The 13214-nt window shown below is 70.4% G+C and carries 15 protein-coding genes; 14 read left to right on the top strand and 1 reads right to left on the bottom strand.

The features are described from left to right. Positions 1-129: 129 nt before the first annotated feature. The 9 genes from rplS to ACTVCO_RS08020 all read left to right on the top strand — a co-directional run bounded on the left by rplS (position 130) and on the right by ACTVCO_RS08020 (position 7886). Entirely contained in the window at positions 130-489 is a 360-nt protein-coding gene (gene rplS, locus ACTVCO_RS07980; protein WP_443727859.1) for a 50S ribosomal protein L19, read from the top strand. A gap of 157 nt (positions 490-646) precedes the next feature. After that, on the top strand, positions 647-1420 hold the full coding sequence (gene lepB, locus ACTVCO_RS07985; protein WP_443727860.1) for a signal peptidase I: 774 nt from the start codon (positions 647-649) through the stop codon (positions 1418-1420). Continuing rightward, positions 1417-2145, top strand: coding sequence for a ribonuclease HII (locus tag ACTVCO_RS07990; protein ID WP_443727861.1), 729 nt, complete (start codon positions 1417-1419; stop codon positions 2143-2145). Before lepB ends, ACTVCO_RS07990 begins: the two co-directional genes overlap by 4 nt. Positions 2146-2152: 7 nt before the next feature. Beyond that, positions 2153-2452 (top strand): DUF2469 domain-containing protein, encoded by a 300-nt coding sequence (locus ACTVCO_RS07995; protein ID WP_443727862.1) that lies wholly within the window; start codon positions 2153-2155, stop codon positions 2450-2452. 238 nt (positions 2453-2690) lie between these two features. Further along, on the top strand, positions 2691-3065 hold the full coding sequence (locus ACTVCO_RS08000) for a YraN family protein (protein WP_443727863.1): 375 nt from the start codon (positions 2691-2693) through the stop codon (positions 3063-3065). Beyond that, positions 3065-4600 (top strand): YifB family Mg chelatase-like AAA ATPase, encoded by a 1536-nt coding sequence (locus ACTVCO_RS08005; protein ID WP_443727864.1) that lies wholly within the window; start codon positions 3065-3067, stop codon positions 4598-4600. Before ACTVCO_RS08000 ends, ACTVCO_RS08005 begins: the two co-directional genes overlap by 1 nt. Beyond that, on the top strand, positions 4597-5835 hold the full coding sequence (dprA, locus tag ACTVCO_RS08010) for a DNA-processing protein DprA (protein WP_443727865.1): 1239 nt from the start codon (positions 4597-4599) through the stop codon (positions 5833-5835). The genes ACTVCO_RS08005 and dprA overlap by 4 nt, the downstream gene beginning before the upstream one ends. Before the next feature lie 249 nt (positions 5836-6084). Continuing rightward, positions 6085-7017: a tyrosine recombinase XerC gene (locus ACTVCO_RS08015; protein WP_443727866.1), complete on the top strand. Its 933-nt coding sequence runs from the start codon at positions 6085-6087 to the stop codon at positions 7015-7017. 59 nt (positions 7018-7076) lie between these two features. Next, positions 7077-7886 (top strand): FliA/WhiG family RNA polymerase sigma factor, encoded by an 810-nt coding sequence (locus tag ACTVCO_RS08020; protein ID WP_443727867.1) that lies wholly within the window; start codon positions 7077-7079, stop codon positions 7884-7886. Positions 7887-7967: 81 nt separating this feature from the next. On the opposite strand, the gene ACTVCO_RS08025 is transcribed toward ACTVCO_RS08020, so the two are convergent. Continuing rightward, on the bottom strand, positions 7968-8612 hold the full coding sequence (locus tag ACTVCO_RS08025) for a M23 family metallopeptidase (RefSeq protein WP_443727868.1): 645 nt from the start codon (positions 8610-8612) through the stop codon (positions 7968-7970). Positions 8613-9038: 426 nt separating this feature from the next. Here ACTVCO_RS08025 and rpsB point away from each other — a divergent pair, with 426 nt between their 5' ends. The 5 genes from rpsB (at position 9039) to ACTVCO_RS08050 (ending at position 13189) form a co-directional block, all read left to right on the top strand. Continuing rightward, positions 9039-9956, top strand: a complete 918-nt coding sequence (rpsB, locus tag ACTVCO_RS08030; RefSeq protein ID WP_443727869.1) for a 30S ribosomal protein S2 — start codon at positions 9039-9041, stop codon at positions 9954-9956. Between the two features lie 86 nt (positions 9957-10042). Next, positions 10043-10888 carry a translation elongation factor Ts gene (tsf, locus tag ACTVCO_RS08035; RefSeq protein ID WP_443727870.1) on the top strand — a complete coding sequence of 282 codons (846 nt, stop codon included), beginning with the start codon at positions 10043-10045 and terminating at the stop codon, positions 10886-10888. A gap of 94 nt (positions 10889-10982) precedes the next feature. Then, complete coding sequence (gene pyrH, locus ACTVCO_RS08040; RefSeq protein ID WP_443727871.1) at positions 10983-11705, top strand: UMP kinase; 723 nt, start codon at positions 10983-10985, stop codon at positions 11703-11705. Between the two features lie 81 nt (positions 11706-11786). Further along, positions 11787-12344 carry a ribosome recycling factor gene (gene frr, locus ACTVCO_RS08045; protein ID WP_443727872.1) on the top strand — a complete coding sequence of 186 codons (558 nt, stop codon included), beginning with the start codon at positions 11787-11789 and terminating at the stop codon, positions 12342-12344. Next, entirely contained in the window at positions 12344-13189 is an 846-nt protein-coding gene (locus ACTVCO_RS08050) for a phosphatidate cytidylyltransferase (RefSeq protein WP_443727873.1), read from the top strand. Before frr ends, ACTVCO_RS08050 begins: the two co-directional genes overlap by 1 nt. Positions 13190-13214 lie beyond the last annotated feature (25 nt).

Below are 13214 nucleotides of genomic sequence, written 5' to 3' on the forward strand. Positions count from 1 at the left end.
CTGGCCTCTGCCACAGGGGAGAGCCATTCGCCACGGCGGGCTTGCCCGTCACGCACCACCCCATCGACAGACGGGCCACTCGCGGGCCCACGATCACGTCCCTGACCTGTGGCAGGACGAGGAGTTCTCATGCACATTCTTGACTCCGTCGACGCAGCCCAGCTGCGCACCGACATCCCGCTCTTCCGCGCCGGTGACACCCTCAAGGTCAACGTCAAGGTCGTCGAGGGCACGCGCTCGCGCGTCCAGGTGTTCCAGGGCATCGTCATCGCGCGTCGCAACGGCGGCATCCGCGAGACGTTCACGATCCGCAAGGTCTCGTTCGGCGTCGGCGTCGAGCGTACGTTCCCGGTGAACTCGCCCTCGATCGAGTCGATCGAGGTCCTCACGCGCGGTGACGTGCGTCGCGCCAAGCTCTACTACCTCCGCAAGCTCCGCGGCAAGGCCGCGCGCATCAAGGAGAAGCGCGACTTCGGGCCCAAGGCCTGAGCCTCACGCAACCATCCCGAGGGCGGGCGACCACACCGGTCGCCCGCCCTCGGGCGTCCCCGGACGGCGCGCCCGAGGGCGAGCGCGACCGCGCACGGGGACGCACACGATGTGGGTCAGTTCGGCCCAGCAGCGAGAAGGTGGGACAGTGGACCCCGTGATCGATGAGAACGACATCCGCGCGACCCCCGAGGACGAGGGCGCCCCCGCACGCGCGGACGCGAGGCGCCCGCGTGGTGCCTCACGCCCCCGGTCGCGCCTCATGGCGACGGTGAGAGAGACGGTCATCATCCTCGTCTCGGCGCTCGTGCTCTCGTTCGTCGTCAAGACCTTCCTCGTGCAGCCGTTCATGATCCCGTCGGAGTCGATGGAAGACACCCTCGTCGCGGGCGACCGCGTCCTGGTCTCAAAGCTCACGCCGGGTCCGTTCGACATCTCCCGCGGCGACGTCGTGGTCTTCAAAGACCCCGGGGGGTGGCTCGACGGCGTCGCGGTGAGCCGTGCCGACAACATGCCGACGTGGCTGAGCACGCCGCTGACGATCGTCGGCCTGCGCCCGCAGGACGCGGGCGAGCACCTCATCAAACGGGTCGTCGGTCTTCCCGGCGACACGGTGACGTGCTGCACGGACGGCGGGCAGGTCTCGGTCAACGGGGTCCCGCTCGAGGAGTCGTCGTACCTCGCCGCCGGTGCTGTCCCGAGCCAGACGGAATTCGACGTGACGGTGCCGGACGGGAACCTCTGGGTTCTGGGGGACAACAGGCAGCACTCGGGTGACTCGCGCTTCAACGGAGGCAGTCGTGGCGGGGGCTTCGTCCCGATCGACAACGTCGTCGGTGTGGCGTTCGCGAAGGTCTGGCCGATCGACCGCGTCTCCCTCATGCGTAACCCCGGCGACGTCTTCGCTGACGTCCCTGCTCCGACCCCGTGAGGGTTCCTCCGGACGTCGCGACCGAGTCCGCGTGGCTCGTCGAAGGCGTCGAGGTCATCGCCGGCATGGACGAGGTCGGCCGCGGGGCGCTGGCCGGTCCGGTCACGGTGGGCTGCGCGGTCGTGTCCGTCGCGACGCTCGAGGTCCCCTTCCCGCAGGGCCTCACGGACTCCAAGCTGCTGAGCGCGCCCGCGCGCGAGCGCATCGAGCCCGCCGTCGCGGGGTGGGTGCTCGCATGGGGCGTCGGGCATGCATCGCCCGCAGAGATCGACGCATACGGCATCATCGTCGCGCTGCGCACGGCCGGGCGCCGCGCGCTCCGTGCGGCGCAGGTGACGGGACCGGCCGTGCGCGCGGTCCTGCTCGACGGTTCTCACGACTGGCTCTCGGAGCCGCGTGAGGACCTCTTCGCCATGGGGGCGCTCGAGCCTGTCGCGCCCGAGCCCGACGACGGCGTCGAGCGGGAGGTGCGTACCGTGGTGAAGGGGGATCTCCGGTGCGCGTCGATCTCGGCGGCGAGCGTGCTCGCGAAGCAGTCGCGCGACCGGCTCATGGCCCAGGCCGCGTTGCGGCAGCCTGGCTACGGCTGGGCGCAGAACAAGGGGTATGGCTCGGCCGCGCACCTCGCGGAGATCAGGCGGGTCGGACCGTCGGACGAGCACCGGCGGTCGTGGCGGCTGCCCGAGCGTGAGGCGGTCCTCGACGCGGTCGGTGATGGGGGATGATGGACGCGTGAGTGCAGAAGACCTTGAGAACTACGAGACAGACATGGAGCTGGCGCTCTACCGGGAGTACCGGGATGTCGTCGGCCTGTTCTCTTACGTCGTCGAGACGGAGCGACGTTTCTACCTCGCCAACCAGGTCGACCTGCAGGTGCGGTCGGCTGCGGGTGAGGTCTACTTCGAGCTGACGCTCGCCGACGCGTGGGTGTGGGATGTCTACCGCACCGCGCGCTTCGTGAAGTCCGTGCGCGTCGTGACGTTCAAGGACGTCAACGTCGAGGAGCTGGCGCGCCCCGAGCTCTCGCTCTAGGGGTACCGACCCAACGCGTTGTTGACGCGTGTGATGGGCGTCTGACCTGGGCGAATCACCCCGCGGTCCGCCCGGCCCGCACGTCGCCGGCGCCGCGTGGTCGCCTGTGCCGCGTGGTCGCGACCCCGCCCACCCTGCTGACCACAACACGCGGGCCGCGGTCGTCGTCCCCAGAACCTGCGCGCACGTGTGCGGCGAACCGGCGCGAGCACCACCCTCGGTCCCGGAGGTGGTGGCCATGGTGGCGTACGGACGGACGACGGACAAGCGTGCGGTGGGGCGCGCGGGGGAGGACCTCGTCGCGAGACGGCTCGAGGACGCAGGGTGGTGCATTCTCGATCGCAACTGGCGCGGTCAGGGTGGCGAGCTCGACATTGTCGCGCTCGAAGGGGAGGACCTCGTCGTCATCGAGGTCAAGACGCGGACCGGAACCGGATTCGGACACCCGGCCGAGGCCGTGACACCGGCGAAGGCCGCGCGACTGCGACGACTCACAGGGCAGTGGCTCGCTGAGCACTGCCCCCGGGCCCCCCTCGTGCGCGTCGATGTCGTCGCGGTCTGGCTCTGCCCCGGCGAGCCCGCCCGCGTCGAGCACCTCCGAGGGATCCTCTGATGGGCCTGGGAACCGCGAGTGCGGTTGCGCTCGTCGGCATGACGGGGCACGTCGTCGGCGTCGAGGCGCACCTTGCGGCGACGGTCCCGGGCTTCGCGCTCATCGGGTTGCCGGACACATCGCTGAGCGAGTCGCGCGACCGCGTGCGCGCCGCCGTGACCTCGAGCGGGCTCGCCTGGCCGCAGAAGCGCGTCACCGTCAACCTCTCACCGGCGTCACTGCCCAAACACGGCGCAGGCTTCGACCTCGCGATCGCGGTGGCCGTGCTGGCGGGGGCGCAGCTCATCGACACGACCGGGCCACGAGGGGTCGTGCACCTCGGGGAGCTCGGGCTGGACGGCCGCGTCCATCCCGTGCGCGGGGTGCTCCCCGCCGTCGCTGCTGCGGTGGCCTCGGGCGTGAGGCGTGTCGTCGTCGCGGAGGCCGACGTGGCCGAGGCGCGGCTCGTCCCCGGAGCCGAGGTCCGGGGCGTGTCGTGCCTCGCCGAGCTCGCGTACGCGTACGGCGCTGACATTCCCGAACCTCCTGAGGTCCGCACGCCGGCGCGGAGCAGCTCACCGACGCTGCAGGAGCCCGCGGGGGATCTCGCCGACGTGCTGGGTCAGCACGAGGCGCGTGCTGCGCTCGAGATCGCGGCCGCAGGCGGCCACCACCTCCTCATGGTCGGCCCACCGGGGGCGGGCAAGACGATGCTCGCCTCCCGGCTTCCGGGACTGCTTCCTGACCTCTCGGAGGCCGAGGCGGTTGAGGTCACGGCAGTGCACTCCATTGCGGGGACCTTTGATCCTGGCGACGGCCTCGTGAGACGGCCTCCGTACGAGAACCCGCACCACACCGCGACGGCTGCCGCGCTCGTCGGCGGCGGGAGCGGCATCCCGCGACCCGGCGCGGCCTCGCGCGCGCACCGAGGCGTGCTCTTCCTCGACGAGTGCCCCGAGTTCGGTCCTCGCGTCCTGCAGACGCTGCGACAGCCTCTCGAGGACGGTCAGCTCGTCATTCATCGTGCGGGTGGGTCGGCGCGCTTTCCTGCGCGCTTCCAGCTCGTGCTCGCCGCCAACCCCTGCCCGTGCGGCCTGGCCGTGGGGAACGGGCTCCAGTGCACGTGCACCCCCGTGCAGAGGCGGCGGTACTTCTCTCGGATCCAGGGCCCGCTTCTCGACCGGGTCGACCTTCAGGTGGAGGTCGCCGGGGTGAGCCGTGTCGATCTCGACCAGGCCGGGACCGGCGAGTCGAGTGCTGCGGTGGCGGCGCGCGTGAGGACGGCGCGTGACGCGGCTCAGGCGCGGCTCGCGCAGACGCCGTGGCGTCTCAACGGCGAGGTTCCGGGCAGGTACCTCCGTGGTCTTCTGGGTCGGGGCGCGGGCGTCCTGGCCGACGTCGACCGCGCGCTCGACCGTGGCATGATCTCGCTGCGTGGGGCGGACCGGGTGCTGCGTATCGCCTGGACGATCGCCGACCTGGCGGGTCGGGACCGCCCCCGACGGGATGACGTCGGACGAGCGCTCGCGCTCCGCACCCGAGGAGCGGTTGCGTGACCGGCGACGAGAGCGGACTCGACCAGGACCGGGTCCGTGACGCTGCTGCGGTCTGGAGCGGGCTCATGGAGCCGGGCGACGTGACAGGAGGCGCCCTCGTGGCGGCGGTCGGCCCCGTCGCTGCGCTCGCCTGGCTGCGGGCGTCGGGCGCGGGTGATGATCATGCGCGCGCGATCGCGCGGCTCCGGGAGCGGCTAGACGCGCCGGGGGACGACCTCTCGGCGCGGCGTCTCCACGCTGCGCTGGCGCGGTGGGCGCCTCGTCTCGGGAGGGTGGAGACCGACGCTGCTCGGCGCCGGCTCGCACTGCTCGGTGGTCGTGTGCTCGTACGTGGGGACGCGGGCTGGCCTGCCGGCCTCGACGATCTGGGCCCTGCAGCACCCCCGTGTCTCTGGGTGCGCGGCGAGGTCCGTGCGTTGGGCGGGCACGCGGCGGTCGCTCTGGTCGGTGCGCGCGCCGCGACGAGCTACGGCACGTCGGTTGCCGCCGATCTGGGCTGCGGGCTGGCTGACCGCGGGCACGCGGTCGTCTCGGGCGGTGCGTACGGCATCGATGCCGCGGCCCACCGGGGCGCCCTGGCCGGTGGTGGCCCCACGGTTGCCGTCATGGCAGGCGGTGTGGACCGGCTCTACCCCGCCGGCAACACGGACCTCCTTGAGCGCATCCTGGCGCGTGGTGGTGCCGTCATCGCCGAGGTTCCGCTCGGCGCGACGCCGACACGGTCGCGCTTCCTCAGGCGCAACCGGCTCATCGCGGCAGTGTCGGCCGCGACTGTTGTCGTCGAGGCGGCGTGGCGTTCGGGCTCGTTGAGCACTGCGACGCACGCCGAGGGGCTCTTGCGACCGGTCGGCGCTGTTCCGGGTCCGGTCACGTCGATGGCGTCGACCGGATGTCATCGCCTGCTGCGCGAGCACGGAGCCGTGTGCGTGACGTCCGTCGGTGACGTCGTCGAGCTCCTTCCGGGACTCGCGGTCTCGCCCCCGGGGCGGGACGAAGCTCGGGCGGCCGACGATCCCCGTGATGGGCTGACGGAGAAGGCACGGCTCGTCATCGACGGGCTCGAGGTGCGGCGACCGTCGATGCTTGATGACGTGGTGGCCGCGGTGGGACTCGCTCCGGGCGAGGTCCTCGCCGGGCTCGGGGAGCTCGAGCTTGCTGGGCTCGTGGTGAAGGGCACGGGTGGGTGGGGGCTGACGGCTCTGGGACGCCGTCCGGCCTCTCGCCCAGGGCGTTGACCTGCGCCGACCTCAGATCTCGCCGAATGCGTCGAGAGCCTGCCCATAGTGCCCAATAATCCGGCAGAACTGAACAAGATCTGGCGCGATTGGTGGGGAGCCCGCCGAGATTGATCGCGCCACGTCCCGTGCGTTTTTTCTGTCGCGACCTGAAAAAGCGGGTGAAGCCCGAACGAATCGGGCGGGGGTGGAGCGCTTCCACGAAACCCATACTTGAACAACGCTGCAGGTGGGGCCACCCTACGTATCGTGCGCACACGTACCGAGGGACGAGCAGCAGGCGGGTGGGATGAACCGCTCGCTCGCTTCTGCGTGGACCTCTCGGTCCACCGAGGCCTCGCCGCGCACACGGTGCGGGCCTACCGCAGCGACGTCGAGCAGCTCGCGTCCTACGCGGCCGCCCAGGGAATCACTGACCCGGGCGACGTCGACCTCTCACTGCTGCGCGCCTGGCTCGCCGACATGAGCGAGCGCAACCTGTCCCGGGCCACCCTGGCGCGGCGCGGCGCATCGGTCCGCTCGTTCTTCGAATGGCTGTGCCGCACCGGGCAGGTCGACCACGACCCGGCGACCCGCCTCGCGAGCCCTCGCGGCGACCGCCTGCTGCCCGCGGTCCTCGACGTCGACGCGGCACGTGCCCTCATGGAGACCGCGCACGAGCGTGCGGAGAGCGGCGACCCCGCGCACCTGCGCGACTGGGCCGCGGTCGAGCTGCTCTACGCCACGGGTATTCGCGTGGGTGAGCTCGTGGGCGTCGACGTCCAGGACGTCCAGCTTGCCGAGCGCACCGTCCGCGTCATGGGCAAGGGATCCCGCGAACGCGTTGTTCCGTTCGGTGTCCCGGCAGGGCGTGCGGTTCACGCATGGCTCGAGAGCGGACGCCCTGTTCTCGTCACCGACCCGACCGAGCCGGCTCTGCTGCTGGGCACGCGCGGTCAGCGCTGGGGCCAGCGACAGATCCGCCAGGTCGTCCACGACCTCGCGAGCCTGGCGGGTGTCGTCGACATCGCCCCTCACGGGCTGCGGCACTCCGCCGCCACACATCTGCTCGCCGGAGGCTCCGACCTCCGGGGGGTTCAAGAGGTGCTGGGTCACGCGACCCTCGCCACCACCCAGAAGTACACCCACGTCAGCGCCGAGCGCCTTCGCTCGTCCTATGAGCTCGCGCACCCCCGCGCGTGAGACCAGCCGGAGACATCATGGCCACCACGGGTTATCCGCTTCCTGCAACGGAGCGTGACGTGACCGAGAGCGTGCTTATCGACCTCGAGGCAGACCTTGCCCCGCGCGATGCGGTTGCTGAGATCTGGATCGAGTACAAGCACTCCGGGTCGACGCAGCGCCGCGAGGAGCTCATCCTCCACTACGCGCCGCTCGTCTCGATGGTCGCGTCGCGGATCGCCATGCGTCTGCCGAGCTCGGTCGAGCACGCTGACCTCGTGTCGTACGGCATGTTCGGCCTCATCGACGCGATCGAGAAGTTCGAGATCGATCGCGAGATCAAGTTCGAGACCTACGCGTCGGCGCGCATCCGCGGAGCGATCATCGACGAGCTCCGGCAGATCGACTGGGTTCCGCGTTCCGTGCGGTCCAAGTCGCGTGCGATCGACCGTGCCCACGCCGAGCTTGAGTCGCAGTGGCACCGTCGCCCCACCGACGACGAGGTCGCCGCCCACCTCGACGTGCCTGTCGTCGACGTGCGGGCCGTCCACACTCAGGTCTCGCGCGCCAACATCGTCGCGCTCGACGAGCTCCTCGCGGTGGGCGCTGAGCGTGCCGAGCCGATCTCGGTCCTTGACACCTCGGTCCAGGGGCACAGCGACGACCCTGCCCGCAGCTTTGAGGCGAAGGAGTCGAGGTACCTCCTCGGCCGAGCGCTGTGCCAGCTGACGGACCGCGAGAAGCTCGTCCTGACCCTCTACTACTTCCAGAACCGCACGCTCGCTGAGATCGGCGCGATCCTCGGTGTGACGGAATCCCGGATCTCGCAGGTCCACTCCGCTGCGGTCATCCGGCTCCGGCAGCTTCTCGACGACGTCGAGCGAGGCTGACGGGCTCCATCGAGCTGGGTCCAGGGAAGCCCGGCACGTCATGTGTCGCGGGTGCCGTCCGGGGGACGGCGCCCGCGACGCTCATGTGTGGGGGCGCGGCGGGAGCAGGATGATCCGGGGACGGCTGAGCAGGAGGGCGGGATCGATGTAGCGCTCGCCGAGACGTACGCCCCAGTGCACGCACGCCGCTGGCGCGCAGTGCCCTGGTGACGGGTCGAGGATCCCGACGGTCGCGCCGCTGACGAGGGAGGTGCCGACCTCGACGGTTGGCGCGACGGGCTCGAGCGAGGTGCGGAGCCCGCCCGGGTGCTCGATGACGACGACGGGCCTGCCCGCGACCTGCCCGACGAAGCTCACGGTCCCGGCCGCCGGCGTGGTGATCCGCGTGCCGATCTCGGCCGCGAAGTCGATCCCGCGGTGGCCCGCGGCCCATTCGCTGGTCGGGATCGAGGCCGCGCGCACGAGCGAACCCGGGCTGGGCGGCCGCCAGGTGGGGTTTCGCCCGTGATCGCCCGACCGGACCGGTGCGGCGCCTGCGTGGCGGTCGTGCGCGACGGCGGCCGGGGCTGCCCGGCCGGGGGTGCGGTCGGCTGTTTGCGCCCGCGCCGCAGCGACCGGCGTGGGTCCAAGCAGGACGAAGACGAGCGTCATGGTGGACGTGCGCCACCGACCCTTGCGCCGCCGTGGGCTGGGGGTGGCCCGGTCGCGTTGTGTTGTGGTCCTCATAGCAGGAGTGGACACTGACCGGCGCACGCCTGCATGGGAGGGGCCGAGGTTGTGGGGCGGGTTCTCGTGGGTGCGCTGTGTGGGCAGGTCGTGGGTCGTGGCGTGCCGCCGGACTGGTGCCTGAGTCACATGCCTGACGGCCCGACGGCGGGGTTGCGTCGGGTACGATAGATCTGCTCCGGGTGTGCTGTGCCTGCACGCATGCCTGGGGACATCGCGCACTCCCTCCTGGTCGTCGTCCGTCGCGCAATGCGGCGAGCTGGCCAGGGTCCTGCGACGTGGTCCGGCTCCGGCCGGTGTCGGCAGGTCGAGTGCCAGGGGTCTGCGCCACCTGGCGTCGGACCATCAACCACCACGCGGCCCGTACGGGCCGCTGATCGTGCACGGAGGGGCGGAGGACCCGCCGCCGTGCCGGAAGGAAGTGCCATGGCAGTTGTGACCATGCGCCAGCTCCTCGAGAGCGGCGTCCACTTCGGTCACCAGACCCGTCGTTGGAACCCGAAGATGAAGCGATTCATCTTCACGGAGCGCAACGGGATCTACATCGTCGACCTTCAGCAGTCGCTGTCCTACATCGACACGGCGTACGAGTTCGTCAAGCAGACGGTCGCGCACGGCGGCTCCATCCTCTTCGTCGGAACGAAGAAGCAGGCCCAGGAGGCCGTTGCGGAGCAGGCCACGCGCGTCGGCATGCCGTACGTCAACCACCGCTGGCTCGGTGGCATGCTCACGAACTTCGGCACGGTGCACAAGCGCCTGCAGCGCATGAAGGAACTTGAGCAGATCGACTTCGACGACGTCGCGGGCTCGAACCTCACGAAGAAGGAGCTGCTCGTGCTCCGCCGTGAGAAGGACAAGCTCACGCGGACGCTCGGCGGCATCCGCGACATGGTCAAGGTTCCCTCGGCCGTCTGGATCGTCGACACGAACAAGGAGCACCTCGCTGTCAACGAGGCGCGCAAGCTCAACATCCCGGTCGTCGCGATCCTCGACACCAACTGCGACCCCGACGTCGTCGACTACAAGATCCCGGGCAACGACGACGCGATCCGCGCTGTCGGCCTGCTGACCCGTGTGATCGCCGACGCCGTCGCGGACGGCCTCGTCTCGCGCGCTCAGGGCCGTTCGGGCTCCGACGCTCCGGCTGAGCCGCTCGCCGAGTGGGAGCAGGAGCTCCTCGCGACGAACGACGCCCCGGCTGCTGAGGCTCCGGCTGCTGAGGCCCCCGCGGCCGAGGCGCCCGTTGCTGAGGCCCCCGCGGCCGAGGCTCCCGTTGCTGAGGCCCCCGCGGCTGAGGCTCCGGCTGCTGCGGCGCCCGCCGCTGAGGCCCCCGCGGCCGAGTGACCCAGGTGCGGCCGGGCGGGTGACCGCCCGGCCGCACAGGTCACCAACCGACCACCGTCCAGACCGACCGCAAAGGGTGACCACCCATGGCGAACTACACCGCCGCTGACATCAAGGCCCTGCGTGAGCGCACGGGCGCCGGCATGCTCGACGTCAAGAAGGCGCTCGACGAGGCCGACGGCAACTCGGAGAAGGCGCTCGAGCTCCTCCGCATCAAGGGGCTCAAGGGCGTCTCGAAGCGTGAGGACCGCGAGACCACCGAGGGCCTCGTCGCCGTCGACATCCGCGCTACTGACGCGGGCGAGTCCGGCACGATCATCGAGCTCAACTGCGAGACCGACTTCGTCGCCAAGAACGAGAAGTTCCTCGCGCTCGCCGACACGGTCCTCGCGGCCGTCGTCGCTTCCGGTGCGACCGACGTCGAGGGCGCACTCGCGGCCTCGACGACCGAGGGCACCATCGCTGACACGATCACTGCACTCGCGGCAGAGATCGGTGAGAAGGTCGTCCTTCGCCGCGTCGCGACGGTCGCCGGCCCCAAGGTGACGAGCTACGTCCACCGCACGGCCAAGGACCTCCCGCCCACGATCGGTGTCCTCGTCGTCACCGACGCGGCCGGCGCAGCCATCGGCAAGGATGTTGCGCAGCACGTTGCAGCCCTCGCGCCGGACTTCCTCTCGCGTGAGGACGTCCCGGCCGAGAAGGTCGACAACGAGCGTCGCATCGCCGAGGAGACCGCGCGTAACGAGGGCGGCAACAAGCCCGATCACATCATCACGAAGATCGCCGAGAACCGTCTCGGGAAGTTCTTCGAGGACGTCGTCCTCCTCGAGCAGCCTCTCGCGAAGGACCCCACGAAGAAGGTCGGTCAGGTCGCGAAGGAGGCCGGCGGCACGATCGTGTCGTACGTCCGCTTCCGCGTCGGTAACTGATCCGGTCGTCCTCACCGTCGGCCCGGCCCCCACTCCGGGGCCGGGCCGACGGCGCACCCGCCCTGCACCACCCACGCAGCCCTGAGGAGTCCAGATGACCGAGTCCGCCACGCCCCGCCGCGTTCTGCTCAAGCTCTCCGGCGAGATGTTCGGAGGGGGCCAGATCGGCCTCGCGCCCGACGTCGTCCAGCGCGTCGCCGCTGAGATCGCTGCCGCTGCCGCTCAGGGTGTTCAGATCGCGATCGTCGTCGGGGGAGGCAACTTCTTCCGAGGGGCCGAGCTCTCCCAGCGTGGCCTCGACCGGGCCCGTGCGGACTACATGGGCATGCTCGGCACCGTGATGAACTGCCTCGCCCTGCAGGACTTCCTCGAGCAGGCGGGACGCTCGACGCGCGTGCAGACCGCGATCGCGATGGGTCAGGTCGCAGAGAACTACATCCCGCTGCGTGCGATCCGGCACATGGAGAAGGGTCGCGTCGTCATCTTCGGCGCGGGCGCCGGGATGCCCTACTTCTCAACCGACACCGTCGCCGTCCAGCGTGCCCTCGAGACCCGCTGCGACGAGGTCCTCATGGGCAAGAACGGGGTGGACGGCGTCTACACCGCGGACCCGCGGACCGACCCGTCGGCGACATTGCTCAGCACGCTCACGTACTCGGACGCCCTGCAGCGCGGGCTTCGGGTCGTCGACTCGACGGCCTTCAGCCTCTGCATGGACAACGGTGTGAAGATGCGTGTCTTCGGGATGGGCGAGCCCGGAAACGTGACCCGCGCCCTCCTGGGTGAGAACATCGGGACCGTGGTCACCGCGGGCTGACGCCCCCGGACCCGCGCTCTCAACCGCAGCACGACCCCACCGCACGCGCCGCCCCCAGGGCGGCTGAGACAAGGAGCACCCGTGATCGACGAGACTCTCCTCGAGGCCGAGGAAAAGATGGGCAAGGCCGTGGAGGTCGCCAAGGAGGACTTCGCTGCCATCCGCACGGGCCGTGCGAACGCAGCGATGTTCGCAAAGATCTTTGTCGAGTACTACGGGACGCCCACGCCGCTGCAGCAGCTTGCATCGTTCAACGTCACCGAGGCCCGCACCGTTCTCATCTCGCCGTTCGACAAGACCGCGATGAGTGCGATCGAGAAGGCGCTGCGCGACTCCGACCTCGGCGTGAACCCGGCCAACGACGGCAACGTCGTGCGCGTCGTGCTTCCGTCCCTCACGGAAGAGCGCCGTCGGGACTACGTCAAGCTGGCCAAGACGAAGGCTGAGGACGCGCGCGTCTCGATCCGTGCCGTGCGCCGTAAGGCGAAGGACGTCCTCGACCGCCTCGTCAAGGACGGCGAGGCTGGTGAGGACGAGGTCGGGCGTGCTGAGAAGGAGCTTGACGGCCTCACCAAGCGGCACACGGACGAGGTCGATGCGATCCTCGGTGCCAAGGAGACGGAACTTCTCGAGGTCTGATGCCTGACGTGCACGAGGGCGCTCAGCCCACGACGACCGGCCGTTCCGGCCGCGATCTGCCTCGGGCGATCGCGGTCGGGCTCGGCCTTCTCGCTGTCGTGGGTCTGAGCCTGTTCCTGTGGACGCCCGCGTTTGTCGGACTTGCTCTCGTCGCGGTGGGTGCGGCGCTCTGGGAGCTCGCGCAGGCGTTCGCCCGCCGCGACGTCCACCTTCCGCTCGCCCCGCTCTGGGTGGGATCCGCAGGAATCCTCGTCTCGGCGTACAGCGCCGGGAGCGAGGCGATGTTCGTCTCGTTCGTCCTCACTGTTCTGGGTGTGCTCGTGTGGCGCGCACTCGACGGTTACGGTCCTCGCGGGCTGCGGGACGCGGCTGCGGCCACGTTCGCGACCGCGTACCTGCCGCTCATGGCGGGCTTTGCGATGCTCATGCTCGCCCAGCCCGAGGGCGTTTGGCGGGTCCTGCTCTTCATCCTCCTTCCTGTCGCGAGCGACACGGGAGGTTTCTTCGCGGGGGTGCGGTTCGGCAAGCACCCGCTCGCACCCTCGATCTCCCCGAAGAAGAGCTGGGAGGGCCTTGCGGGCTCGTTCGTGCTCACCTCGATCGTGGGGGTCGTGGGGATCATCCTCCTCGGAGGTCCGTGGTGGTGGGGGCTCGTCCTCGGCGCCGCGACCCCCGTCACGGGCACGTTCGGCGACCTCGCCGAGTCCCTTCTCAAGCGCGACCTGGGCCTCAAGGACATGGGCAGCCTGCTGCCCGGTCACGGGGGCGTCCTCGACCGGCTGGACTCGCTCCTGCTCACCGCGCCCTTTGCCTACCTCATGCTGTCGGCCGCCCTCGGCGGCTGAGTCATTCCACCGGAAGCTGAAGCAC

Origin of the sequence: Sanguibacter sp. A247, assembly GCF_052324925.1 — a bacterium.
Taxonomy (GTDB): domain Bacteria; phylum Actinomycetota; class Actinomycetes; order Actinomycetales; family Cellulomonadaceae; genus Flavimobilis.